This is a genomic window from Octadecabacter antarcticus 307, from assembly GCF_000155675.2.
GTDB lineage: Bacteria > Pseudomonadota > Alphaproteobacteria > Rhodobacterales > Rhodobacteraceae > Octadecabacter > Octadecabacter antarcticus.
The window spans coordinates 306,774-330,495 of the sequence record NC_020911.1 but is presented as its reverse complement, the minus strand read 5'-3'; the positions used below and the strand labels follow the sequence as shown (position 1 = coordinate 330,495).

The window sequence follows — 23,722 nt, the reverse complement described above, 5'->3', positions numbered from 1 at the left end:
AGATGAGATGACCCAGTCTTATGTGCACCGATGTGCAAGGCAATGGACTGCGGCAGGCGGGGCAATTTGATCTCCCGTTCAGGCACGTTTGAAACGCAGCGACGACGAGTGGCTTGGCAGGGGCTAAGAGACTCGAACTCTTGACCTACGGTTTTGGAGACCGTCGCTCTACCAACTGAGCTAAACCCCTAAGCCAACGTTGAGATAGCGAGGGCCACACCTGTTGGCAACCGCAAACCGCGCTAGTCGTCACGCTCTAGCGGCTTGAGGGTGCTGAGGGTGCCAAATGACTGGCTAATGATCTCATCGGCGGACTTGAACCGGAAACTAGAACCGCCACCGGGGAAGACACTTGTAAACGGCAGCTGGACCTCCAATTCGGCAATTTGCAGGCGCGGTGGGACCAATGTCTGTTGTGATTTGGCCTGAACATTCGCTTGCGACTGCGGTGTTGCGTTCGCAGGTGTGGGTGGCGGTGTTGCGCCTGCCTGCGCATCAAACGTCCCCCACGGAGAGGTTTCGAGCGCGCCATTTGATGGCAATGATCGTTGGGATGGCTGTTTCAGCTGTCGCGCGACCAGTGCTTCACGCCCTGACATCTGCGATTGCGTGGCGGATGATTTGCGCCCCACCCGAAAATTTGCCAGCGCCAAAAGCACAAGGGCGCCTGCCAAACCGCCAAGAGTAATCACTGTGCCAATCGTCCTTTCAGCATCATAGTGAATCGACGTCGCGCGGTTCCCTAAAAAGGGCTCAATCACTACCAACTCATCCGAACTTGGGATGTCCATCACGAACAGTTCCGTCCAGATCAGGCCCGCCCATTCACTGCTTTGGTTTAGCGTCCCATTCACCGTGACAGGGATGCGATCGCCCACGCCCTGCGCCGCCAATTGCCGTTCGAGCAGTCCAATATCATCGGGCCGCACCACAAGCACCGCCTTGACCTCACGGCCTTGATCATCGGCCAGCAGGATAAAGCCCCGCTCGAAACCAAGCGGATCAAAGCTGCCTTGGTCTAGGGCTGAGAAGTAGACACCTTCAACATTGACCTCATCGTTGGCAGACACATCGGTGCGGGCATTCCATTTCGAAAGAGGTGACGGGTCGGGCGGGCCGCCTGCCACCTGAAATTCAGCCGCAACGGCGTTGGCTAAATAGGTCTGGTATTCCTGATTGGCGAGGTAGCCCGCGCCTAGTGCAAGAACCAAATAGATCGTCCAATTAAGCCGGAAAGGCAGGAGGAGGATTTTCAAAATCATGTGTGCGTGCTCACGGCCTTTTTTAAGGCGTCCAAATCAACGCCGCAAATCGCGGCTTCGCTGGACACTACCGTTGCGATTGGCAAATGTCGTTGTAAAAATCTCTGGGTTTTTGAAACGTGTGCGCAAGGCACGTTTGCTTGCAAATGTGCGGCATCAGTCGGTTTTGGTTTATGCCATTTTAAGTTAAGCACTCGCGCTTAGGTTCTATCGTAGTCCGACAGCTTTTGCTTGGCGTTAACCAACCTTCCCAGTGAATAGTAATTCGCAATTGTGTCGATAACGGGCCAGCTCTAACAATGCAAAAGCCCACCAGTTTCCTAGCGGCCTTTTCTATTATCTCAACCGTTAGCGGTCATCCTGCTCTCATCGTTTCTCAAGGGAAACGACTGCCGCAGGATGCACGCTTGGGTGTGTTCAAAATTATTGCTTACGCAAGAATTTTCGAGACTACACCAGCACCAACAGTGCGGCCGCCTTCGCGGATAGCGAAGCGCAGGCCATCTTCCATCGCGATGGGTGCGATCAGCTCGACTTCGAACTTTAGGTTCACAACCAAGATCGCGCCGTCCATTTGCGCAGCACCAGTGATCATGTTTTGACGTAGTCGGCGTGGCCGGGGCAGTCGACGTGGGCGTACTGACGCGCTTCAGTCTCTATTCCACGTGGGCCGTAGAGATCGTGATGCCACGAGCCTTTTCTTCCGGCGCGCAATCAATCTGGTCATACGCTTTGAATTCACCAAAATACTTGGTGATCGCTGCTGTCAACGTCGTCTTGCCGTGGTCAACGTGACCGATCGAGTCCGGTTTCAACGGGTCGCTGCCACACAGGCTTCAAGTTTCTCTGCTGGGGTATGGTATTGCAAGGTCTTTCTTGGTCGCTCGTTAAGTTGGCGTGCGACAGCGCTGAGCTTAGCGTGGCTAAATCCGGATATATCGGTGCCTTTGGGAAAGCACCGTCTGAGAAGGCGGTTGGTATTTTCGTTGCTGCCGCGCTGCCACGGAGATTGAGGATCACAAAAATAGACATCGATATTTGTGGCAACGGTAAATTTTCGATGCCCCGCCATCTCTGATCCACGATCCCAAGTCAGGGATTTGTAGAGTTCTCTGGGAAGCTTTCGTGCTTGTTTGATCAAGGCTGTCGTCACGCTCTGGGTGTCTTTGTTCGTGACTTTGGCCAACATCACAAAACGGGAATGGCGCTCCACAAGCGTTGCGATGTAGCTGTTGTTCGATCCCGCGATTAAATCGCCCTCCCAATGCCCCGGAACGGCACGATCCTCTACCTCTGCTGGGCGTTCGCTAATTGAAACAGCATTCTTGATTTTGCGTAACTCAAGTCCCTTCTGAGTGGCATGCCGGGAGCGTCGGATCGCACGTGGACTGCGCAGACATTCCTGCAATTCCTTCTTCAAAACCCCGCGAGTTTGGACATAGAGACTGCGATATATCGTTTCGTGTGACACGCGATTTTGCTCTTCATCAGGATATCTGCGTTTGAGCCAGCCTGCGATTTGCTGCGGTGACCATTTCCGACGCAGCTTTCGCGCTATCAAGTGGCACAAAGGATCGTTGAATGAGAGCTTACACAATTTGGGCCGCGCTGCGCAGTCCCAAGCGCGTTGGTCTGAAGGAGTTGCACGATAGGCTTGTCGCCCGCCGTTCCTGCGAACCTCTCGGCTGATCGTCGAAGGTGACCGGTTCAGGTTTTGTGCGATGAGACGAAACGACTGCTTTGTGACAAGCCCACGGGAAATCACTTCCCGTTCAATGAGGCTCAAAGCACATTGCGACCGCGCGCGATCAGCGGGGCGGATCCCACCAGTTCGCACCAAGTGAGGGAAAATAGACGACGACGCACGATTGAAGTGACGGCCAATCGAGCCCATTGAATCACCGCGTTGCCACCGATCCCACATCTCAGACTTCTGTTGGTCCGTATAAGACGTCCGTGTGCGATACTTCATAATAAACACTCCATCTTTCCAAAAAGATTAAAGTGTTGCGACGACCCTCTGAAACCACAGGACAATGTTAACGTGTGGTTTAAAACGTTGAAACTTTGCCTTAGCCATGATCCGGGCAGCTTGTCATTCGGAGGCCAATCGCTGACCCAATTCAACATCGCGGGCGACGTATTGCGGAATGGGCGAAAGACCAACGGCAACGTGCGACTTACGGTAAACCGATTGTACCGAGTGGGTTCGTGCTTGCGGTCAGTTCAGCGGGCGGTTCCTGCTGTGGCGCGACCAGTTCTGGATTGTCTTCAAGAACATTGCCTTGGATGATCGTGTCATCGGCTTCAAGAAGCTCGGGCGTGCCACCAAACCAGTCGGCATTCTCGCGCATGCTGCGTTCTATGGCGCGTGCGGCGTTGAACGAAAGCCCCTCCATTTGTTCAGCTTTGTCACGCATAAAGCCCGATCCGATCAGCGGAATCGTGCAGCATGGTTCAAACACTGTAATCTGGATCGGTTCGTCGTTCAGTTTTATCTGCGTCGAATCCTCAAAAAAATTGACTGAAAAGATCAACACGGACTTGGGCGAATAGACCATCGGGATACCGGGGAACGCCAGTACGTAGGCTTCGACTGCAACGCCAACATGGTAGTATTTATCCCCAAAAAAGCGCGCCTCGCCCAAACGGTATTCAACGGCTGTGACCATAGCGGCCTGCCATTCGGCGTCTTCAACTGTGCGCGAAAACGGGCCTTGGACAGGTTCGTTTACCACCGCAATGTTGTGACCAAGCCGGAATGCACCAACGGGATCTGGTACATTGGCCAGATCATCGCGAATTCCACCACAGGCGGCCAGCAGCGCCAGACCCATCAAAGCCACAAAAATTCGCATTGTCAGTTCCTTTTACTTGTCCACTTTAACTAGCGCGGCGCGTCCGGACCCGCAATCAATCGCAGATGACGCGGAGGGCATCCCACTCTGTTTCAGTCAACAATGGGCGGAATTTCGCGTTTTCCGATTCTGCGGTACAGGCCGCCGCAATGCGACCCCCAAGTGCGGGATGTGACATCAGGTGTTCCATGATGCCCGCGTCTTCGCCACTTTGCGCCGCCAATCGCGTAAAGAATGTGGCGATGGCAGGTCTGCGTCCAGCAGGGTGGCATAGGCAAATGTATCGGCAGCGGCTTAGGTGTTCCATCCCGGATGATCACATTGACCCTCGGCGTTCGGCCTTTTTCATGGCAAGATCGGTCTTAGAGGACATTCGGAAGGAGAAACGTGATGCTCATTCGACTGCATAGTCAAGCGACGACGACACCAAAGATTAGAGCCGCCATTCAAGCCAGCGACGATCCGGCCTGGATGGTGGGTGAACGCTACGGCATCTCTGAGCAGACCGTTTTGAAGTGGCGACACCGCGACGGTGTCGAAGACCGCAGTCACACGCCACATCGCTTGCAAACGACGCTCACGCCAGCGCAGGAGGTTGTTGCGGTGGCGTTGCGTAAGACGCTTTTGGTGTCACTTGATGACTTACTTGCAGTGGTCCGGGAGTTTCTGAATCCGAACGTTTCACGCTCGGGCTTGGATCGATGCCTGCGTCGACATGGGCTGGGTAATCTGCGCGACCTGAAGGTCAAAGAGGCAAGGCCAAAGCACAGCGCCTTCAAGGCTTATGAGCCCGGATACATCCACATTGACGTTAAATATCTGCCGCAAATGGCCGATGAGACATCACGCCGCTACTTGTTTGTCGCCATCGATCGCGCCACGCGGTGGGTGTTCATTGGAACATATAGCAACAAAACTGCCGCCAATGCCCGACGTTTCCTACGTGACCTTGAGCGCGCGTGTCCGTTGCGTATTCGCACCATTCTTACCCCCTCTCGAGATATTGCTGCGCAATAGTGAATTAGGCGCCCACACCCCCTTTTTAGCCCCAGGCTGGAAGCCGTGCGATGTGCCTTGAGGTAGGTTGCATCCACTGCCCGGCAGTCGAAACACAGTTTCGATGAGAGGGGATCGAAATTGTCTTATTATCTGGGGCCTGTTCTGCCAGCCCCATCATGATCCGGGCGAACACACCCATGTCACTCCAGCGCTTCCAACGATTATACAAAGTCTTTGGCCGCCCATATTCCGCAGGCGCGTCACACCACCGTAGACGGGCGATTACCGGGGCTCCGCCCGCTCATGCCTTGAAACGTCCACTGGACGTTTCATCGGGCCCGCGGCCCGAACCGTCATGCACCCCGTTGCGGTTAATGAAAATAATCCCGCTCAGAACGCGGCGATCGTCTCAGTGTGCACGGCCTCGGCTCTTCGGAAAGTAAGGCCGAAGCCGATCCATCTGCGCTTCACTCAGCCAATAAAGATTGCTCATTCTATCCCCCAACTTTGGGACTTTGAATCACGCAGCCATAGTAGCACCAAGTAGTTTAATGGGTCCTGTCCCTAGGTTTTTGATCCCCTGGTTTGATGGTGCGATCTATTCTTTGGAATGGAAGGAAGCATTATGGGACAAATACGTCATGGCTGCGCCACGACTACGCACGCCATCAGAGCAACAATACAGCGATCGCAAGCTACGACCGCAGCTTTGAGTCGAGAACTTGGTATAAATGTCAAAACGGTCTCCAAATGGCGCAAGCGCAAAACTGTAGAAGACCGCAAGACTGGCCCCACGGACCCCAGTTCGACCGTTCTCAGCGCGGGTGAAGAGGCGATGATCGTCTCTTTTCGACGTCATACGCTCCTACCGCTGGATGATTGTCTTTATGCCTTGCAGCCAACTATCCCACATCCATTGCCCGGCAGTTGCTTGCGGAGCAAGCAATGAGAGGGGGACGCGATCTTCCCTGCATCGTTGTTTGCAACGGCATGGGATATCCCGACTGCCAGATATGGAGGGCGACAAGCCGAAACGACAAAAGTTCAAACGCTATCCGATCGGATATTTTCATATCGACATTGCAGAGTTGCGCACCAACGAAGGAAAACTTTATCTCTTTGTTGCCATTCATTGCCCGGCAGTGAATCGCAAAGCGATGTCACGAGAGGGACCGAACCAGCAAGTTTGCCGTGGCACGGCTTGTAGAAAAAGCAAATCGCAAGACGGCCTGGGAGTTCCTGGAGGCTGTGCTGAAAGCGGTGCCATACAAGATCCACACAATTCTGACGGACAAGGGCATTCAATTTTGTGAGCAACCACGTAACCGGAACACACCATATTCACGGCCTATGCGGTTCGACATGATCTGCGATGCCAACAGGATTGAGCACCGGCTGACCAAGCCCAACCATCCATGGACCAATGGCCAGGTTGAGCGGATGAACCGCACGATCAAGGACGCAACAGTCAGGCGGCATCACTACGACAAGAATGATCAGCTGCACACCCATCTCGCAGACTTCATAGCGGCCTACAATTTCGCTCGAAGGCTGAAGACGCTCAACGGCCTGACGCCGTACGAATACATCTGCAAGATAGGGACTTCAGAACCAGAAAGATTCATCGTTAATCCGATCCAACAGATGCCGGGACCGAACACCTAGATCAAGCGTTTCTGCAAAGCCTTCGACTTCACGGCATTCATCACGATCTTTTTTTGCTGATCGCATGCAGCGCGTCGGAGTTTTCGATTATCAGCGTTGCAGCGTAGTGGCGCCTCAACGGCATAATTATAAAGCAATGGCGCAGCACAGATCACATCTGGAACAACACGAAATAGGCGAAAGCGCCAAGGACCGTCCACACCCAAACCGGCACACCAAAAACATCACTCGTTTGGGCTTCTGGGCCCTACTGCGCACGCACACGCGCACTTTCAGCCAGACCGATCACCATGAGGATCAACAACAGCGGCAGCAGCGCAAGAAGACCTGTCGCAATGTAGCCAAACCCATAGATGCCCGCGATGGTTTCTGTACGCGGACACGCCAAAAGCTGCGTGGCTTGCGCATTGTAGTGCATCAACCCATCAATGAACCAAGGCACCGCTATCCCATACAGCATCACAACACGGCTGCTTCACATCGCAACCTGAACTGTGACGGCACCAATCAAAAAAATCGCGATCAGGACATGCACCAAGCCGGACATCAGCATCTGCCATGTCCCCCCTTGATGCAGCGTGGCGGACCCGAACACCGTGCGGTCGGTACGGTACTTTTCTAGGTAGAACTTTTTTCGCGGCCATAAAATCCCTAACGTCAAAAGCGTAATATACCAGTGCCACAATGCGTGACGCGCATAGCCCCACGCCCTCAGTTCAAGACCAAGCCGAACACCACGCCAGCGGGTACCGCCCATAACATACCGCCGTGCGCGGTAGCTGACCAGGAAATAGATCGGGATGACCCCGATAAAACTGGCGGCATTTGCGGTAAAGTTTGTGGCGAACAGCGGCAGGCTCAAGAACATTCCGATCAGGTTTGCGAAACCGATGTAGAACGCCATAATTACGACTGTGGTGAAGAACCCCCCGCAGTTTCTTCGAGTGGATCACTAACGTATTCCAGCGACAAACCACCGGGGCGGATCGACAACCAATACCGACACCGCAACCGCGTTTTCACCCAGAAACGATAAAACCCAATGTTAGAACGGTCCAAGTTCCGGCGATCAGTGCAAGCTTGAACAGCTTGCCTCGTGTGCCCACGAATTTGGCCACCAGATCGGGGTGGGCCGGTCAAGTGAATCGATTGTCCCGCGGGAAACCACGCGGCGCCATGCGGCCAGCACCGGCACGTTTTGCCGCCCATTCACCCAGTTCGGTTTGTGTACGGGTTCGCCCAGCCGGGTCGAGCCATGACAGACCATCAGCAAGGGTGAATGTCGTCGCATCCGATAATCCACCATCTTTGTATTTCTGCAATCGCACGCCTTTGCCACGGCCCATTTCCGGCAACTCATCCAGCGGGAACAGCAGCACTTTGCGGTTTTCGCCAACGCAGGCCACGTGATCGCCGATGACCGTCGAACAAACCTTGGCACGCACATCGCCTTTGACGTTCAGCGCCTGTTTGCCGGCGCGGGTCTGTGCGATCACGTCGTCTTCGGGTACAATAAACCCGTCGCCCGCCGACGATACGATCATCAACCTGTTGCCAGCGCGGTGGATAAACAACGCGACGATTTCAGCCTCGTTGGGCAGGTCCACCATCAGGCGCAATGGTTCGCCCATGCCGCGCCCACCCGGAAGCGTCGATGCGCCCAGCGTGTAGAACCGCCCGTTGCTGCCGAACACCAACAAACGGTCGGTGGTTTGCGCATGGAACACGAACCGCCCCTCATCACCGTCTTTGAATTTCAATTCACGCGCCAAATCAATGTGACCGGTCATCGCCCTGATCCAACCCATTTTAGAACAAACGACTGTGACAGGTTCTTTGTCGATCATCGCTTCAAGCGGCACATCTTCGATGACACCAGCCTCGGCAAATGCCGTGCGACGCGCGCCGCCTTTGGAATTTGAACCAAACAGTTTGCGGGTCTCGCGCAGCTGTTCTGCGATGGTTTTCCATTGCAGATCGTCGCTGTCCAAAAGGTCTTCCAGCCCAGCGCGTTCCAGCATCAAAGCATCGCGTTCTTTAACAAGCTCGATTTCTTCGAGGCGGCGCAAGGACCGCAAGCGCATGTTCAAAATGGCTTCAGCCTGCACGTCGGTCAGGCCCATCTCAGGCTCACCAACCAGCGCTGTCAGCGGCGACACATAGTCCGCCTCGTCCATCGCACGGACGTGGGTTTTGCCCCAATCCTCGGCCATCAGCGCCTTTTTGGGATCATTGTCGTAGCGGATAATATCAATAACGCGATCGAGGTTCAAGAAGGCGATAATAAAGCCTTCGAGGACCTCAAGCCGGTGATCGATCTTGACCATCCGGTGCGTGCTACGGCGGATCAACACGTCGCGACGGTGATCAAGGAAGGCGCGCAGCACTTCCTTTAGCGAACACACTTTTGGCGTCAGGCCGTCGATCAGCACGTTCATGTTCAGGCTAAACCGCGTTTCCAATTCGGAATTGCGGTACAGCATGCCCATCAGAACCTCGACGTCCACGTTCTTGGATTTCGGTTCCAGCACAATGCGGATATCTTCGGCAGATTCATCACGCACGTCTGCAAGGATCGGTACCTTTTTTAGTTCAATAACCTCAGCCAATTTTTCAATCAGCCGTGATTTTTGAACTTGGTAGGGGATTTCCGTTACAATGACCTGCCACTGGCCACGACCCAGATCCTCAACCTCATACTTACACCGCAGGCGGAAACCGCCCTTGCCGGTGCGATAGGCTTCGGCGATGTTTTCTTTCGGCTCGACGATGACGCCGCCGGTGGGGAAATCAGGGCCGGGGATGTAGTTCATCAGCGTTTCATCACGGGCGTCAGGCGTCTTGATCAGATGCAAACACGCGCCAATCAGTTCTTCGAGGTTATGGGGCGGGATGTTTGTCGCCATGCCCACCGCGATGCCGCTTGATCCGTTCGCCAAAAGGTTCGGGAACGCGGCTGGCAAAACGACAGGTTCTTCCAGTGTACCGTCATAATTTTCGCGAAAATCGACGGCGTTTTCGTTCAGGCCTTCCAACAACGCCTCAGCAGCGGCGGTCATCCGCGCTTCTGTATACCGTGCTGCCGCGGGGTTATCGCCGTCGATATTGCCGAAGTTACCTTGGCCGTCGACCAGCGGGTAGCGCACGTTAAAGTCCTGCGCCAAACGCGCCATCGCATCATAAATCGCAGCGTCACCGTGGGGGTGATAGTTACCCATAACGTCACCAGAAATCTTCGCGGATTTTCGGAAACCACCCTTGCTGGCAAGCTTCAGCTCGCGCATCGCATAGAGGATTCGCCGATGCACAGGTTTCAACCCATCGCGGGCATCGGGCAGCGCGCGGTGCATAATAGTTGACAACGCATAGGTCAGATACCGATCACCAAGTGCGCGGCGCAGCGTCTCTGTCGGGTTCATCTTGGGGTCTGGCGCGTCATCACTCATAGATCGTGTGTACCGAAGGCCCATTTGCACGACAACGACGAAATAAGGTTCGCCAAGCGAATTTTTCCTGCACGATTTTAAAAATTCCCCTGATAGAGCCATCATAGATTTGTTAGAGTCGTTGCGTGAACATTTGAAGAACCTATAGGGGTTCTCGTCTATGCAAAGCTGTGTTTGGTTAACATTCAACTTTATGGGCAGGGTCTATTACGAAATGGCAGGCGGCGGGGACTTTGCGCCGGTCGAACGCCAAGCGGCAGTCGTGCAGTCACAAGCACCTGAAATCGTTGCCCGTGCAGCGACAACAACGCTGCTGTCCGTTCCATCATCTAACATTATCGTCCAGCCCGAAGTTTCAAATGCTTCAGTGTCGCTCGCTGTTGCGCAGTTGGTTGCGCTTGATACCGTTGAACCAAACGTTATTGCAAATATTGCCCCTGTGGTTGAGGCGATTTTCGAACACGAATTGGACATCCGCGAAATCGCCGGATCGCGCGTGAACATGCGCATGGGCCAGGTACCGGATTTGATGTTATTGCCAAGCTGGACGGCGGCACCAAGCTTGAGGTAATAAACGTTGATGCGGACGGCTGGGATGCGGACGGCTGGGCGCATGTCAGCACTGTGGATCGTGGCATCGAAGGTTGGATAGCCGAACGTCTTTTGACTGATACCAACACCTAAACCCGCTCAGATGCCCCTTGCCGCCTTAGCAGATGCGGGGCATGACGTCGGATATGAAAAAATCCATACTCATCACTGGCTGTTCTTCAGGGATCGGCTATGACGCCGCCCATGGGATGCGTGCGGCAGGATGGCGCGTCTTTGCGTCGTGCCGCCAGCCAGCAGACTGCGATCGGCTAAGGGCCGAAGGGTTCGATGCGCCGCTGGTCGATTACGCCGACCCCGCCAGTATCGAAACTGGGCTGGGTGAGGTGTTGGCAGCCACGGGTGGAACTCTCGATGTGCTCTTCAACAACGGCGCTTTTGGGACCCCTGGTGCTGTCGAAGACCTGCCGCGCGATGCGCTGCGCGAGATTTTTGAAACCAACGTGTTTGGCGTTCATGATCTGACAATCCGCGTCATTCCCGTGATGCGCGCGCAAGGTCATGGGCGGATTGTGCAGAATTCATCCGTTCTTGGACTGGTCGCGATGCGCTGGCGGGCGGCCTACAACGCAACAAAATTCGCGCTTGAAGGGCTGACAGACACCCTGCGGATTGAGATGGCAGATACCAACATCAAGATCATCACGATCGAACCGGGGCCAGTGACGTCAGACATTCGCAAAAACTCGATCCCACATTTCGAGCGATGGATAGATTGGGAAAATTCACCCCGACGCGCGCAATACGAATCAGGCCTGCGCCAACGTTTGTACGAAGACAGTGGACCCGATAAGTATGAATTGCCGGCCTCTGCGGTAACTGCAAAGCTGCTTAGGGCAGTCACACATCGCAACCCCAAACCGCGATATTACGTCACAACCACGACCTATCTGATGGGGTTTTTACGGCGAATCCTGACATCGCGGGCCCTAGACCGTGTATTGCGCAAGGCCTAACCCTTCCCTTTTGCGCGTCGCCTGCTAACTGTCGATCAATTCCATTAAGGATCCGAATTCATGGCTGACAATCCGTTCTCCTACGTCATAGTCATCGCCTGCCTCGTTGTGGCGGTTGTTCTGGCTTGGGGATTATCGACGTTTAAGGCTGGCGGCGACGGCAAGAAAGCCAATAAGATTATGCAACTGCGCATCGTGGCACAATTCGTGGCCGTTATTTTAATTGTGGGCATTGCCTACGCCCGATCCACAGGGAGCAACTGATGGTCGTTTTAAACAAGATTTACACAAAGACCGGCGATGGCGGCGAAACTGCATTGGGCAACGGCAGTCGTGTGGCGAAACATTCAAAGCGCGTAACGGCATATGGCACGGTCGACGAAACCAATGCGACGGTTGGTCTGGCCAGACTGCATGCGAGCGGTGACATGGTTTCGCAATTGGCGATGATCCAGAACGATTTGTTCGATCTGGGCGCGGATTTGTGTCGCCCCGACATGGAAAAAGACGCCGACGCAGAATACCCCCCACTCCGAATGACCGATACGCAGGTCACGCGGCTGGAACATGAGATCGACGCGATGAATGATATTCTGTCGCCATTGCGTAGCTTTATTCTGCCCGGTGGGTCTGCGTTGGCTGCACATCTGCACCTTTGCCGCACGGTTTCGCGGCGCGCAGAACGGCTGTCCGTGGAATTGGCGACTGTGGAAACGGTGAACGTGGCGGCGGTGAAGTACCTGAACCGCCTGTCTGATTGGTTTTTCAACGCCTCACGTATTGCCAACAATGACGGCAAAGATGATGTGTTGTGGGTTCCGGGCGCGAACCGTTAGGCCGCAATTGGCAAAAACTTGGCGTCACATGGCACATGCGGGTCGATTTTGTGCTGTTTTCCTAATGTCAGCCACGCTACGAAACTCAAGACAATAGAATCTAAACTGGGAGAATCCGCCGATGAAGGTCCTCGTACCCGTCAAACGCGTCATTGATTATAACGTGAAAGTTCGTGTCAAAGCGGACGGCAGCGGTGTTGATCTTGCGAACGTCAAAATGTCCATGAACCCGTTCGATGAAATCGCTGTCGAACAGGCGATCCGTCTGAAGGAAGCCGGTAAGGCGGACGAGGTCATTGCCGTATCCATCGGTGTGAAACAGTCCCAAGAAACCCTGCGCACTGCGCTGGCGATGGGGGCTGATCGCGCGATTTTGGTTGTCGCGACTGACGACGTGCACAACGACATTGAACCGCTGGCCGTCGCGAAGATCCTGAAATCGATCATCGACGAGGAAAAGCCAGGCATCGTGTTGGCAGGCAAACAAGCGATCGACAACGACATGAATGCGACGGGGCAGATGCTGGGGGCGTTGACAGGCTGGGCGCAGGGCACGTTCGCGTCCGAACTTGACGTGGATGGCGACACCGCCACGGTCACCCGCGAAGTTGACGGCGGTTTGCAAACGATCAAGTTAAAGATGCCAGCGATTATTACTGTCGACTTGCGTTTGAACGAGCCGCGTTATGCATCCTTGCCTAACATCATGAAGGCCAAGAAAAAGCCGATGGATGAAAAGACACCTGCAGATTACGGCGTCGATGTGACGCCACGTCTGACTATTGTCGGAACAGCGGAACCTGAAACCCGCGCCGCTGGTATCATTGTTGGCTCAGTTGATGAGTTGATCGAGAAACTCAAAGAAGTGGGGGCTGTATAAATGGCTGTTCTTTTAATTGCCGAAGTTGTGAATGGTGAATTGTCTGTGGATGCGACGGCAAAGGCGCTGACCGCGGCCAAGTCACTGGGGGATGTCACCGTTTTGTGCGCTGGATCCGGCTGCCAAGGTGCGGCAGCAGAGGCGGCCAAACTGGACGGTGTTTCAAACGTGCTGTGCGTATCCAACGATGCCTATGGCCATGATTTGGCCGAACCTATGGCTGATATGATCGTATCGTTAGCCGGTGATTATTCCCACATCGTTGCGCCGTCCACTGCCGCGTCCAAGAATATCATGCCGCGCGTAGCAGCGATGCTCGACGTGATGATCATTTCCGAAGTGGTCGCCGTGGTTGATGCCGATACCTTCGTGCGCCCGATCTATGCAGGTAACGCGTTGCAAACTGTGAAATCAACGGATGCGACAAAGGTCATGACGATCCGTACCGCAACGTTTGATGCCGCTGGTGTGGGCGGCTCTGCGTCTATCGAAGAGATCGCGTCCGCTGGAAACGCGGGCCTGTCAGAATGGATCGAAGACAAAGTTGCAACATCTGATCGCCCTGAACTGACGTCCGCAGGGATCGTTGTGTCCGGTGGCCGTGGTGTTGGTTCCGAGGATGATTTCAAACTGATTGAAGGCTTGGCCGACAAGCTCGGCGCCGCCGTTGGCGCATCCCGCGCGGCGGTCGATTCCGGTTATGCCCCGAACGACTGGCAGGTTGGCCAGACCGGTAAAGTTGTGGCGCCTGACCTTTATGTCGCGGTTGGTATTTCCGGCGCAATCCAGCACCTGGCTGGCATGAAGGATTCCAAGGTCATTGTCGCGATCAACAAAGACGAAGAAGCGCCGATCTTTCAGGTTGCGGATTTCGGTCTGGTTGCCGACCTGTTTGATGCCTTGCCTGAGTTGACTGAAAAGCTTAGCTAGATTGCGCGTTTCTTAGGTTGCAAACTGATTGCAAGGGCCCGCCCCGGTTGGCGGGCCTTTTGCGTCTCTGACAGGCGTCAACCAAGCGCGTGGATCAGCGGTGCACGCAATGCTTTCGCCGCAGCCTCGTGCGCTTTGATGCCAAGCATTTCCTCTGCTGCGAGGGTGTCAAGCGGGGCGAACAGCATACCGTCTGTCGTTCCGCGTTCTGCAACAACTTCAATGATACCAGCGACGTATGGTCGCAGAGCCTCAATCATCTTTCGGGTCACAAACGCAGGATGGCTAGATGGACGAATGCCCATGCTGGCGTCCTGCGGTGCGCGCGATGCGAGCCAGAGCAGAAAGACGGGCCCCTTCGCCAGCCCCACGAGGGTCTTCATCCGACGTACCCAAGTTTTCGTCAGATGATCCCGAACAAGTAAAAGACGCTCATTGTCGACCGCGTGAAGCCGCGCAATCAAATGGCCTGTGAAAGATATTTCAGCAAAATCGACCTCAGGATAGAGCGCGATCAGTTGATCTGTCGGGGCAATGAAGCGGTCGTTACGGCGCGGATGCACCTTATAGAAAGAATTACTGAGCCTTGTCGCACCAAACAACTGGATCACGATTGCCGCTGCATCATGACACAGCGATTGAACCGCTGTGTCGTGCAGGAATGCATCTGGACCGGCTGATTGACAGCCAAGGTTCACGCAAACTTCACCGATTGCTGTTTCGATACGGTCGGGAAACGGTACCGGAATATATTTTCCAAATGTTTCTGATCCACCAAGAAACGCAACGTAGCGGCCCCCTGTTGGTCGCAGTGGTCCACGAAACGGCAGCTTCGACAGGCCATAGTTGCACCGCGTCAGGCGCAAAACGCCCCTCGGAATCATATCGGTCTTCATGGGTCCCACCCTTCTTAATTTTCACTCACCGCTGCCCACTTTCTGCCGATTCTGTTGCTAAATCCCTAAAGTCCGCAATTGACTAAACTTGTGCGGATGTGTGGCGCTTGAGAGTGTCCTTGCGCACGCCTATGGTGGCACCAATTAGAAAAGGGCTGACGGAAATGGGCATTGAACGGATTGGCGTTGTGGGCGCTGGGCAGATGGGCAGCGGCATCGCGCATGTCTGCGCTTTGGCGGGCTATGACGTGTTGTTGACAGACATCAGCGAAGATGCCCTTGCCGCTGCTTTACAAAAGGTATCCAGCAATATGGACCGCCAAGTGTCCAAGGGCCTGATCACAGCAGCCGACAAAGACGAAGGCCTTCGCCGCATTGATACGACGTTTAAATTAACCGACCTCGGGCCCACCGATTTGGTGATCGAAGCGGCGACTGAACGCGAGACCGTTAAGCAGGCAATTTTCGAGGATCTGCTACCGCACCTAACGCCAGATACGATTCTGACGTCCAACACTTCGTCGATTTCCATCACACGGCTTGCGTCCCGTACTAACCGACCCGAAAAATTCATGGGGTTTCATTTTATGAATCCTGTCCCGATCATGCAATTGGTCGAATTGATCCGTGGCATTGCGACGGACGTGCCGACCTATGATGCCTGCAAAGGTGTGGTGGATCGGCTTGGAAAAACTTCTGCCACCGCTGAAGATTTTCCTGCCTTCATCGTAAACCGTATCCTGATGCCGATGATCAACGAGGCCGTCTATACGCTCTACGAAGGCGTCGGCAACGTCTTGTCCATTGATACGTCGCTTAAACTTGGTGCGAACCATCCGATGGGCCCGCTGGAGCTTGCGGATTTCATCGGGTTGGATACCTGCTTGGCAATCATGACGGTGCTTCACGACGGGCTATCAGATACAAAATACCGCCCTTGCCCGCTGCTCACAAAATACGTCGAAGCAGGCTGGTTGGGTCGCAAAACAGATCGTGGATTTTATGATTATCGCGGAGAGGTTCCCGTTCCCACGCGCTAGGTCGTTATTCTCTCAACGACAACGTGTGTTCGCGCAGCCACGCCATAAAGGCACGTGGATCATCGCCACGTTCAGCAATTTCTGCCGGAGTGATCGGCTTGCCGACAATGGGTTTTTGCGGCTTGTCAAAGGCATGTACGATTTCGTGGATCAACAAACCCTGACGCAGCGTCGCGCTGATCTGATTGGCAATTTGATAGGCCCGCGAGTTGCTGCCCGGAAAGAAACACGGGACGACAGTGGCACCGGATCGACGGATCATTTTGGCGGTAAAGACGTTCCATTCCTCCTCGATTGCGGCCCCCCACATCGTTTCGGATGCAGCGACAACACCGGACGGGAACAACGCGATCAGCCCGCCATTACCCAGATGTTCCATCGATTTCGCCCGCATTTCGATCATTTTTTCTTGTGCGTCCGCTTGGTGTAAGAACGGAACTGGAATCATATAACTCGACGCCGCTTCGTCGATTCCCGTCAACAGGGATCGGGTTAGAATGCGATAGTCATTTCGACGGCGACCAATCAAGTCCGCCAAAACCATGCCATCAATCATACCGTGGGGATGGTTCGCAACGAACATCACCGGACCCTTTTCAGGGATATTTTCTAGCTGGTCTTGTGGGGTCTGAATATCGATCCCCATAACCTTCATGGTGGCGGGCCAGAACGCCTGACCTGATGGCTGGCCCATTTTCTCAAAGGCGCGGATGCGGCGGATGATCGTCATCTTGCCCGTCATCCATTCCATCGCCTTGATGAACCAACGCTTGGTATTGTTATCAAAAGTTTCGGAATATGTTAGAGACCGGCGATCATAGACGCGCGGCGCATCGGCCTCGACCGGTGACGTCTGTGATCTTGTTGACATGTCGGTCAAGCGCGGTTTCCTAGCCTATCATGGGGTGGGAGGTTAATCCCCCTCCCCAAACTTATCTGACACCAGCGCGTCCAGCGCATCCATGAGCTGATCGGCCTGCGAGCCTTTTGTTTCAACCTCAATAGAGGTTCCCTTGGAAGCTGCCAACATCAAAAGCCCCATGATACTGTCCCCATCGGCCGACATCCCATCCCTGGACGCTTCGGCTTGGGCATCGAACTTCTCAACCGTTTCGACGAATTTGGCAGACGCGCGCGCATGCAGCCCTTTGATATTAGTAATGTTCAGGGTGCGTAGCGCCATTTTTTGACCTTAGGTGTCCAGCTCGACAGCATGACTGTCGATGTATTTGCGTCCGGCATCCAGCGCTACATTCACGGCGTCGATCACAGATTTGTTGCGCGATTTGGCAAGCTTTACGAGCATCGGAAGATTCGCGCCATACAAAATGCGGCGGTTCTGGGGGCTACAGGCTCGCAACGACAGATTGGACGGCGACCCACCAAACATATCCGTCACAATCACCACGCCGCCGCCCGTATCTACAGAATCGGCAGCAGCACAAATTTCATCCTGTTTCAGGCTTCGGTCATCATCCGGTGCAATGGCGATAGCGTGAATTCCAGTCTGCTTGCCAACGACATGCTCTACCGCTGACAGATACTCTGCCGCCAGCCCGCCATGCGCAACAATCACGATTCCGATCAAATTCGCCACCCGTTGATCCGCCTCAAGGCAGTGGACTCATCCGAGTCCGGTCCATTTCTCGATGTCGCTTAGACACCTGCCAACCTTGGTTCGCAAGGGCCAAGGCCAATTGTTCAGTCACGTAGACGGATCGGTGTTGCCCACCGGTACAGCCAAACCCGATGCTCAGATGAGATTTTCCCTCCTCGCGAAAGGCGGGAAGCAGCATAAGTAGCAGGTCAGTCACCTTAGCCACAAACCCTGCAAGACGCGCGTCCGTTTCAATATGCGTCCCGACCGCAGGATCGAGCCCTGTCGATGCACGCAGCGACGGGTCCCAATAGGGGTTCTTCAGAAACCGGCAATCAAACATCATGTCCACCCCTTTAGGGGTTCCGCGTTTGTACGAGAACGACTGTAAACTGATGCCGAACAACGCCGCACCACGGTCTCCGAACCAGTCTGTCAGGTGCGCCTTAAGATCATGCGGCGACATGTCTGACGTGTCCAGTAGAAATTCCGCTTTTTGGCGCAACGGCATAAGCAAATCTGCTTCGCGCCTAATCCCCTGAATTGCAGGTTCATCAGGGGCAAGCGGATGGCGGCGGCGCGTTTCGGAATAGCGCCGAACGAGGGTGTCTTCCGCTGCCTCAAGGAACAGCAACTGCGCGTCAATATCCGCCCGTTGGTGCAGTTGTGTCATTAAATCGGACACGCCGGACACGGTGAAGTCACGGTTGCGAACATCCAGACCAATCGCCAGCGGGCGCAGCAGGGGACCGTCCGTCAATCGCGGAATCAGCGTCAGCGGAACGTTATCAATTGCTTCAAACCCAAGATCTTCAAGCACGTTGATTGCTGTGGACCGCCCCGCGCCGGACGGGCCGCTGACAACGATCAGTTTCTGTGGTTTTGGCGTCTCATCGGTCATTTTGGTCCTCAAAAAGGTAGTTCAGTCCGCCCTACCATGCATCAAATAATGCACGATAGCATCGGCAAAGTGGGGAATTGCGGCGGTGTGAAGCAGCGCAATGTCATGTCCAAGGAGTGTGATCATCTTGCGAGCCGGCAAACGTGCGGGTTCAGCGATACCTAAGTCGACGACCAGCAGCAGCGGTGCAGCTGGCGCGGGAACGGCATTCAGAATGCCAACGCCGCGCGCTTCAATCCGCCCCGACAGTGTCGGCGGGCAACTGGCCATCAGGCTGGTCTGTGTTGCCTCAAGCCAAGTGATATCGTCGGCCAAAAGGGTTGCGCCAAGGGACATGAGTTTAAACGCCAGCCCCGACTTTCCAGACTTTGAAGGGCCCGTAATTGCAATGGCTTTGCCGCGTATTACGACAGTGCTGGCATGGAGTTGTAGGCGGCCGTCGGGGCCATTCTGGGGTGGCTCGGACAGCATCTAGACCGGCAGGCCAACCACAAAGCGCGCGCCAAGCGGTTCAGACCCGATGTCGGCGTCCGTCGGGCGAATATTCTCAGCCCAGATAACACCACCGTGCGCTTCGACGATCTGTTTTGAAATCGCCAATCCAAGGCCAGAATTATCGCCGAATTGCGTCGCGGGTCGTTCGGAATAGAAACGTTGGAATACCTTCTGCAACGCGCCCTCAGGAATACCGGGGCCGGTATCCTCAACAACGATCAAGACGCGGCTTTCGCGTTTTCGCGCCCAGACGCGGATCGCATCGCCATCTTCGCAAAAAGAAAGCGCGTTAGAAATCAGATTGACAAAGACCTGAGCGAGACGACCTTCAAGCCCCATAATCTCAATCGGGTCTTTCGGCAGGTCTGAGATGAAATCCACGCCTCTTTCTTTGGCTTGATTACCAAGGAATTCGGTCAGATTACCAAGCGTTTTTATCAGATTGAACGCCTCCTCCTCTTCTTTCACCAGCTCCGAGTCCAGCCGTGACGCATTAGAAATATCACTCACAAGGCGGTCCAATCGCTGTACGTCGTGTTCAATCACTTCAAGCATGCGTTCACGGTGATCTTCGCGCGTGACTTTGCGCAGCGTGCCGACGGCGGACCGCAAAGACGCCAATGGATTTTTTATTTCATGCGCCACATCAGCCGCGAATTGTTCATTGCCTTCGATACGTTCAAACAATGCCGACACCATGCCTCGAATTGCGCCCGACAGACGGCCAATCTCATCGGGGCGGCCAGTCAAATCGGGAATGTGGATGCGGTGCGGTGACATTTTGCGCGCATTCCGGTCCCGACCAAGTTCTGCAGCTTTGGCCAGTTCGGACAGCGGATGGGCAATGGTCGATGCAAGTACCAGGCTCATAGCGATGGAAACGACAATACCGATAATAAACATCTGCAAAAGCTGTTCACGATCACGACTGACCAATGCATCAAGTTCACCGGGCGCGGAGACCAGCGCAATAACTCCGACTGGCGTGCCACCTTGCTGAACGACAGGTGTCAGAACTTTGAAATAGGATCGGCCTTGCGGGTCCACTTGGGTTTTAATCCATGTGCCCGTTTCAAGTGTAACAGGCACGTCGTCCCGCAGCTCTGCGGTAAAATCAATCGGTAACACTTCTTGGTCAACACTGCCAAAAACGCCTGACAGCTTTTGCAACAAACTGCTGAGCGCATTGGTCAGAAAAACGCCGTCGTTCCTGAGCTCAAGCCCGGGAACGCGTGCGTCTTGCGGGGTTGGGTCGGACCATTTCTGGACGAGCGTCCCGCTCGGATCAAGGAGGTACACGTCAATACCACCACGAAGATCCAGATTTTCAAGCGTGATTTGCGCGTCCATGCCATCGCCACTCATAAGATTGACGGGGGCGTTCACGGGCAACTGGGCTTCAAACACGTCGGCGATCAATTCAACCTCGTTTACCAACGCACTGCCGCGTTGATAGGCAAGGTTATCGCGTGCAGGGTTCAGGTAGAGGACGCCGGCGACCAGAACGATCAGGCCCAACAGATTGAACGTGATGATCTTGCGCGCCAGCGGTGATTTCCAAAGGTCGAAGATACCGCGCCGTCTGCGCCGTTGCGCGGTCGCACTGTTCGCGCGAAGCGCTACAAAATCGTCACCAAGCACGATGTGATCGCGCCCGTGCGCAGCATCGCGCACAGACTTCAGATCCCGAACGTCAATCTTGGGGGCAACCGTCATCGAATGCCTTCTTAATCTTCGTTGTACCGATACCCGATACCATAAAGTGTCTCAATCGCCGAAAATTCATCATCCGCCGTTCGCATCTTCTTGCGCAGACGTTTGATATGGCTGTCGATGGTGCGGTCGTCGACATAGACTTGGTCGTCGTAGGCCACATCCATCAGTTGATCGCGCGACTTTACAAAACCGGGGCGTTGGGCCAGCGCCTGCAACAGCAGGAATTCGGTAACGGTCAGGGACACATTGTTGCCCTTCCAATTCACCGCGTGGCGCAAGGGATCCATCGTCAAATCACCACGGACCATGACTTTGGTTTCTTCTGTTTCTTCCATGATCTCACCCGAGATCGCATCCTGACGGCGCAACAGTGCGCGAATGCGTTCAACCAATAGACGCTGGCTAAAGGGCTTCTTGACGTAGTCATCCGCGCCCATACGCAGGCCAAGGACTTCGTCAATTTCATCGTCTTTGGACGTCAGGAAGATCACCGGCATCGTTGTTTTCTGACGCAACCGCTGCAACAGATCCATGCCATCCATGCGTGGCATCTTGATGTCCAGAACGGCCAATTCAGGCATGCGTTTGTTGAACGCATCCAGTGCCTGCTGGCCATCTGCATAGGTGTCCACCTCAAAACCTTCGGCTTCAAGCGTGATCTGTACGGATGTCAAAATATTCCGATCGTCATCGACAAGTGCGATTCGTGACATATTACTGCCCCTCTACTGCTCGTGTTTTTATTGCCTGCTTTTTCCATTGTTTTGCACTGCTTAGGGGGTACGAATCAATCCAAAACTGGAAAAGGACGACAAAGAACGTCTCTTTGTACCCTCATAAACAGTAACTAATGACTAAAATGTCTCACTTATTGCCGCTGCCCCTAGCTTGGGTGGGCGGTTCACCACCGTGGTGGCGCTAACGTGCAATTGGTTGCGCTAACGGTGACAAAGGCGGCTTTTAACCCACAAAACCGTCATGTTAGATCGGTGTGTACGGGGGCTCTGCGCCTCTCAAACCTAGGAGAAAGACTATGGACCACGGCACGGTCAACCCATCCATGAAGTTGTCCGATCAGGGCATCATCGGGCTGGGACAGGTCTATTACAACTTCTCCGAAGACGATTTGATTGCGCAAGCCCTGCAACGCGGTGAAGGCCAGCTTGGTCAAGGCGGCACATTCCTTGTGACCACAGGTAAATTCACAGGTCGGTCGCCGAAGGACAAACACGTCGTACGCTCGGCAACCACAGAAGACACCATTTGGTGGGAAAATAATGCCGAAATGACGCCTGATGCGTTTGATCGCCTGTATGACGATTTGGTTACGCACATGGGCGGCAAAGACTATTTCGTGCAGGATTTATTTGGTGGCGCTGACCCTGCATATCGTCTGGACGTGCGTGTCGTAACGGAACTGGCGTGGCACGGGCTGTTCATCCGCCACATGTTGCGCCGGCCAGAAACGACAGAACTTGCTGGTTTTGCGCCTGATTGGACTGTCATAAACTGCCCAAGCTTCCTCGCTGATCCGAAACGCCATGGATGTCGGTCCGAAACCGTCATCACCATGAATTTTGATCGCAAGTTGATCCTAATCGCGGGCACCGAATACGCGGGTGAGAATAAGAAATCGGTCTTCACCCTGATGAATTACCTGCTGCCAGAGCAAAATATCATGCCAATGCATTGCTCGGCCAACCACGCCAAAGACAACCCTGTAGACAGCGCGGTGTTCTTCGGTCTGTCCGGCACAGGCAAAACCACGTTGTCCGCAGACCCGAACCGCACGTTGATCGGTGACGATGAACACGGCTGGTCAGATCGCGGAATTTTCAACTTCGAGGGTGGCTGCTACGCCAAGACCATCGGTCTGGACCCCAAGGCAGAGCCCGAAATTTACGCAACAACCCAGATGCCCGGAACAATCATTGAAAACATGGTGTTCGATCCAGAGACGCTGGAACTGGATTTCCACGACGATAGCCTGACTGCGAATATGCGTTGTGCTTATCCGCTCAACTACATTTCCAACGCCAGCGATACGGCACTGGGCGGGCATCCCAAGAACATCATCATGCTGACCTGCGATGCGTTCGGCGTGCTGCCCCCCATTGCACGGCTCACACCTGCGCAGGCGATGTATCACTTCTTGTCCGGCTTCACATCCAAGGTTGCTGGCACCGAACGCGGTGTGACGGAACCAGAACCTACGTTCTCAACCTGTTTTGGCGCGCCGTTCATGCCGCGCCGGCCCGAAGTATACGGGAACCTGCTGCGCACCAAGATCGCGAACCACGGAGCAACGTGCTGGCTGGTAAACACTGGCTGGACGGGTGGGGCCTATGGCACCGGATCACGGATGCCGATCAAAGCCACGCGCGCTTTGTTGACGGCGGCGCTGAACGGGACGCTGGTCGAGGGTCAATTCCGCAAAGACGCAAATTTTGGCTTTGATGTGCCCGTGACCTGCAATGGGGTGGACGATGTCCTTCTTAACCCGCGCGAAACATGGGGCGACACAGCGGCCTACGATGCACAGGCGGCGAAATTGGTCGATATGTTCGCCAGTAATTTTGCCCAATATGTCCCGTTCATAGATGACGATGTCAAAGCCTGCGCAATTGGCTAAGTTG

Annotated in this window: 25 protein-coding genes, 1 tRNA gene and 4 pseudogenes; 11 read left to right on the top strand and 19 right to left on the bottom strand. The window is 54.5% G+C overall.

The window, feature by feature from the left end:
• Nucleotides 1-114: 114 nt before the first annotated feature.
• The 7 genes and pseudogenes from OAN307_RS01720 to OAN307_RS27615 form a co-directional block, all read right to left on the bottom strand.
• A tRNA-Trp gene (locus tag OAN307_RS01720) sits at nucleotides 115-190 on the bottom strand.
• Between the two features lie 52 nt (nucleotides 191-242).
• Nucleotides 243-1,262 carry a hypothetical protein gene (locus OAN307_RS01715; RefSeq protein WP_015498148.1) on the bottom strand — a complete coding sequence of 340 codons (1,020 nt, stop codon included), beginning with the start codon at nucleotides 1,260-1,262 and terminating at the stop codon, nucleotides 243-245.
• A 430-nt stretch (nucleotides 1,263-1,692) separates the two neighbouring features.
• A complete protein-coding gene (locus OAN307_RS31090; protein ID WP_408634937.1) occupies nucleotides 1,693-1,773 on the bottom strand; it encodes an EF-Tu C-terminal domain-related protein in 81 nt (26 codons plus the stop codon).
• A 36-nt stretch (nucleotides 1,774-1,809) separates the two neighbouring features.
• A pseudogene (locus OAN307_RS25770) lies at nucleotides 1,810-2,095 on the bottom strand (GTP-binding protein); the annotation flags it as partial.
• Entirely contained in the window at nucleotides 2,074-3,234 is a 1,161-nt protein-coding gene (locus OAN307_RS01705) for an IS30 family transposase (protein ID WP_015498147.1), read from the bottom strand. The gene OAN307_RS01705 and the pseudogene OAN307_RS25770, both read right to left, overlap by 22 nt.
• 208 nt (nucleotides 3,235-3,442) lie before the next feature.
• On the bottom strand, nucleotides 3,443-4,120 hold the full coding sequence (locus tag OAN307_RS01700; RefSeq protein WP_015498146.1) for a hypothetical protein: 678 nt from the start codon (nucleotides 4,118-4,120) through the stop codon (nucleotides 3,443-3,445).
• A gap of 55 nt (nucleotides 4,121-4,175) precedes the next feature.
• Nucleotides 4,176-4,427: a hypothetical protein gene (locus OAN307_RS27615; protein WP_144055479.1), complete on the bottom strand. Its 252-nt coding sequence runs from the start codon at nucleotides 4,425-4,427 to the stop codon at nucleotides 4,176-4,178.
• Nucleotides 4,428-4,510: 83 nt separating this feature from the next.
• On the opposite strand from OAN307_RS27615, the pseudogene OAN307_RS01695 reads away from it, so the two are divergent.
• A pseudogene (locus OAN307_RS01695) lies at nucleotides 4,511-5,110 on the top strand (IS481 family transposase); the annotation flags it as partial.
• 44 nt (nucleotides 5,111-5,154) lie between these two features.
• Here OAN307_RS01695 and OAN307_RS25765 read toward each other — a convergent pair.
• Nucleotides 5,155-5,612: pseudogene (locus OAN307_RS25765) on the bottom strand (hypothetical protein); the annotation flags it as partial.
• Nucleotides 5,613-5,744: 132 nt separating this feature from the next.
• Here OAN307_RS25765 and OAN307_RS25760 point away from each other — a divergent pair.
• Nucleotides 5,745-6,784, top strand: a pseudogene (locus OAN307_RS25760) (IS481 family transposase).
• Between the two features lie 247 nt (nucleotides 6,785-7,031).
• Here OAN307_RS25760 and OAN307_RS24975 read toward each other — a convergent pair.
• The 3 genes from OAN307_RS24975 to OAN307_RS01675 all read right to left on the bottom strand — a co-directional run bounded on the left by OAN307_RS24975 (nucleotide 7,032) and on the right by OAN307_RS01675 (nucleotide 10,230).
• Entirely contained in the window at nucleotides 7,032-7,247 is a 216-nt protein-coding gene (locus OAN307_RS24975; RefSeq protein WP_187292534.1) for a hypothetical protein, read from the bottom strand.
• A 12-nt stretch (nucleotides 7,248-7,259) separates the two neighbouring features.
• A complete protein-coding gene (locus OAN307_RS24970) occupies nucleotides 7,260-7,688 on the bottom strand; it encodes a DUF898 family protein (protein ID WP_015498145.1) in 429 nt (142 codons plus the stop codon).
• A gap of 232 nt (nucleotides 7,689-7,920) precedes the next feature.
• Complete coding sequence (locus OAN307_RS01675) at nucleotides 7,921-10,230, bottom strand: DNA topoisomerase IV subunit A (protein ID WP_044043023.1); 2,310 nt, start codon at nucleotides 10,228-10,230, stop codon at nucleotides 7,921-7,923.
• A gap of 160 nt (nucleotides 10,231-10,390) precedes the next feature.
• On the opposite strand from OAN307_RS01675, the gene OAN307_RS01670 reads away from it, so the two are divergent.
• The 7 genes from OAN307_RS01670 to OAN307_RS01645 all read left to right on the top strand — a co-directional run bounded on the left by OAN307_RS01670 (nucleotide 10,391) and on the right by OAN307_RS01645 (nucleotide 14,441).
• Nucleotides 10,391-10,801 (top strand): hypothetical protein, encoded by a 411-nt coding sequence (locus OAN307_RS01670; RefSeq protein WP_015498143.1) that lies wholly within the window; start codon nucleotides 10,391-10,393, stop codon nucleotides 10,799-10,801.
• Entirely contained in the window at nucleotides 10,696-10,914 is a 219-nt protein-coding gene (locus tag OAN307_RS31085; RefSeq protein WP_144055687.1) for an SH3 domain-containing protein, read from the top strand. Before OAN307_RS01670 ends, OAN307_RS31085 begins: the two co-directional genes overlap by 106 nt.
• A 53-nt stretch (nucleotides 10,915-10,967) precedes the next feature.
• Entirely contained in the window at nucleotides 10,968-11,795 is an 828-nt protein-coding gene (locus OAN307_RS01665; RefSeq protein WP_015498142.1) for an SDR family NAD(P)-dependent oxidoreductase, read from the top strand.
• 60 nt (nucleotides 11,796-11,855) lie between these two features.
• Nucleotides 11,856-12,059 (top strand): twin transmembrane helix small protein, encoded by a 204-nt coding sequence (locus tag OAN307_RS01660; protein WP_015498141.1) that lies wholly within the window; start codon nucleotides 11,856-11,858, stop codon nucleotides 12,057-12,059.
• Nucleotides 12,059-12,631, top strand: coding sequence for a cob(I)yrinic acid a,c-diamide adenosyltransferase (locus OAN307_RS01655; RefSeq protein ID WP_015498140.1), 573 nt, complete (start codon nucleotides 12,059-12,061; stop codon nucleotides 12,629-12,631). Before OAN307_RS01660 ends, OAN307_RS01655 begins: the two co-directional genes overlap by 1 nt.
• Nucleotides 12,632-12,752: 121 nt before the next feature.
• Nucleotides 12,753-13,511 (top strand): electron transfer flavoprotein subunit beta/FixA family protein, encoded by a 759-nt coding sequence (locus OAN307_RS01650; RefSeq protein ID WP_015498139.1) that lies wholly within the window; start codon nucleotides 12,753-12,755, stop codon nucleotides 13,509-13,511.
• Complete coding sequence (locus OAN307_RS01645; RefSeq protein ID WP_015498138.1) at nucleotides 13,512-14,441, top strand: electron transfer flavoprotein subunit alpha/FixB family protein; 930 nt, start codon at nucleotides 13,512-13,514, stop codon at nucleotides 14,439-14,441.
• 77 nt (nucleotides 14,442-14,518) lie between these two features.
• Here OAN307_RS01645 and OAN307_RS01640 read toward each other — a convergent pair whose 3' ends face one another.
• The gene (locus OAN307_RS01640; protein ID WP_015498137.1) at nucleotides 14,519-15,337 is read right to left on the bottom strand and encodes a DUF6473 family protein; all 819 of its coding nucleotides are present in this window, start codon (nucleotides 15,335-15,337) and stop codon (nucleotides 14,519-14,521) included.
• A 164-nt stretch (nucleotides 15,338-15,501) separates the two neighbouring features.
• On the opposite strand from OAN307_RS01640, the gene OAN307_RS01635 reads away from it, so the two are divergent.
• On the top strand, nucleotides 15,502-16,377 hold the full coding sequence (locus OAN307_RS01635) for a 3-hydroxybutyryl-CoA dehydrogenase (RefSeq protein WP_015498136.1): 876 nt from the start codon (nucleotides 15,502-15,504) through the stop codon (nucleotides 16,375-16,377).
• Between the two features lie 4 nt (nucleotides 16,378-16,381).
• Here OAN307_RS01635 and OAN307_RS01630 read toward each other — a convergent pair whose 3' ends face one another.
• From OAN307_RS01630 to OAN307_RS01600, 7 genes are read right to left on the bottom strand one after another with little or no spacing between them, the layout of a single operon-like run.
• Nucleotides 16,382-17,248 (bottom strand): lysophospholipid acyltransferase family protein, encoded by an 867-nt coding sequence (locus OAN307_RS01630; RefSeq protein WP_044043022.1) that lies wholly within the window; start codon nucleotides 17,246-17,248, stop codon nucleotides 16,382-16,384.
• A gap of 42 nt (nucleotides 17,249-17,290) precedes the next feature.
• Nucleotides 17,291-17,560 carry an HPr family phosphocarrier protein gene (locus OAN307_RS01625; protein WP_015498134.1) on the bottom strand — a complete coding sequence of 90 codons (270 nt, stop codon included), beginning with the start codon at nucleotides 17,558-17,560 and terminating at the stop codon, nucleotides 17,291-17,293.
• 9 nt (nucleotides 17,561-17,569) lie between these two features.
• Entirely contained in the window at nucleotides 17,570-17,965 is a 396-nt protein-coding gene (locus OAN307_RS01620) for a PTS sugar transporter subunit IIA (RefSeq protein ID WP_044044415.1), read from the bottom strand.
• A 22-nt stretch (nucleotides 17,966-17,987) separates the two neighbouring features.
• A complete protein-coding gene (rapZ, locus tag OAN307_RS01615; protein WP_015498132.1) occupies nucleotides 17,988-18,875 on the bottom strand; it encodes an RNase adapter RapZ in 888 nt (295 codons plus the stop codon).
• 21 nt (nucleotides 18,876-18,896) lie between these two features.
• A complete protein-coding gene (locus OAN307_RS01610) occupies nucleotides 18,897-19,346 on the bottom strand; it encodes an HPr kinase/phosphorylase (RefSeq protein ID WP_015498131.1) in 450 nt (149 codons plus the stop codon).
• A complete protein-coding gene (locus OAN307_RS01605) occupies nucleotides 19,347-21,086 on the bottom strand; it encodes a sensor histidine kinase (protein WP_015498130.1) in 1,740 nt (579 codons plus the stop codon).
• A gap of 11 nt (nucleotides 21,087-21,097) precedes the next feature.
• Nucleotides 21,098-21,799: a response regulator transcription factor gene (locus OAN307_RS01600; protein WP_015498129.1), complete on the bottom strand. Its 702-nt coding sequence runs from the start codon at nucleotides 21,797-21,799 to the stop codon at nucleotides 21,098-21,100.
• 320 nt (nucleotides 21,800-22,119) lie between these two features.
• Here OAN307_RS01600 and OAN307_RS01595 point away from each other — a divergent pair, with 320 nt between their 5' ends.
• On the top strand, nucleotides 22,120-23,718 hold the full coding sequence (locus OAN307_RS01595; protein ID WP_015498128.1) for a phosphoenolpyruvate carboxykinase: 1,599 nt from the start codon (nucleotides 22,120-22,122) through the stop codon (nucleotides 23,716-23,718).
• The last annotated feature ends 4 nt before the right edge of the window (nucleotides 23,719-23,722 follow it).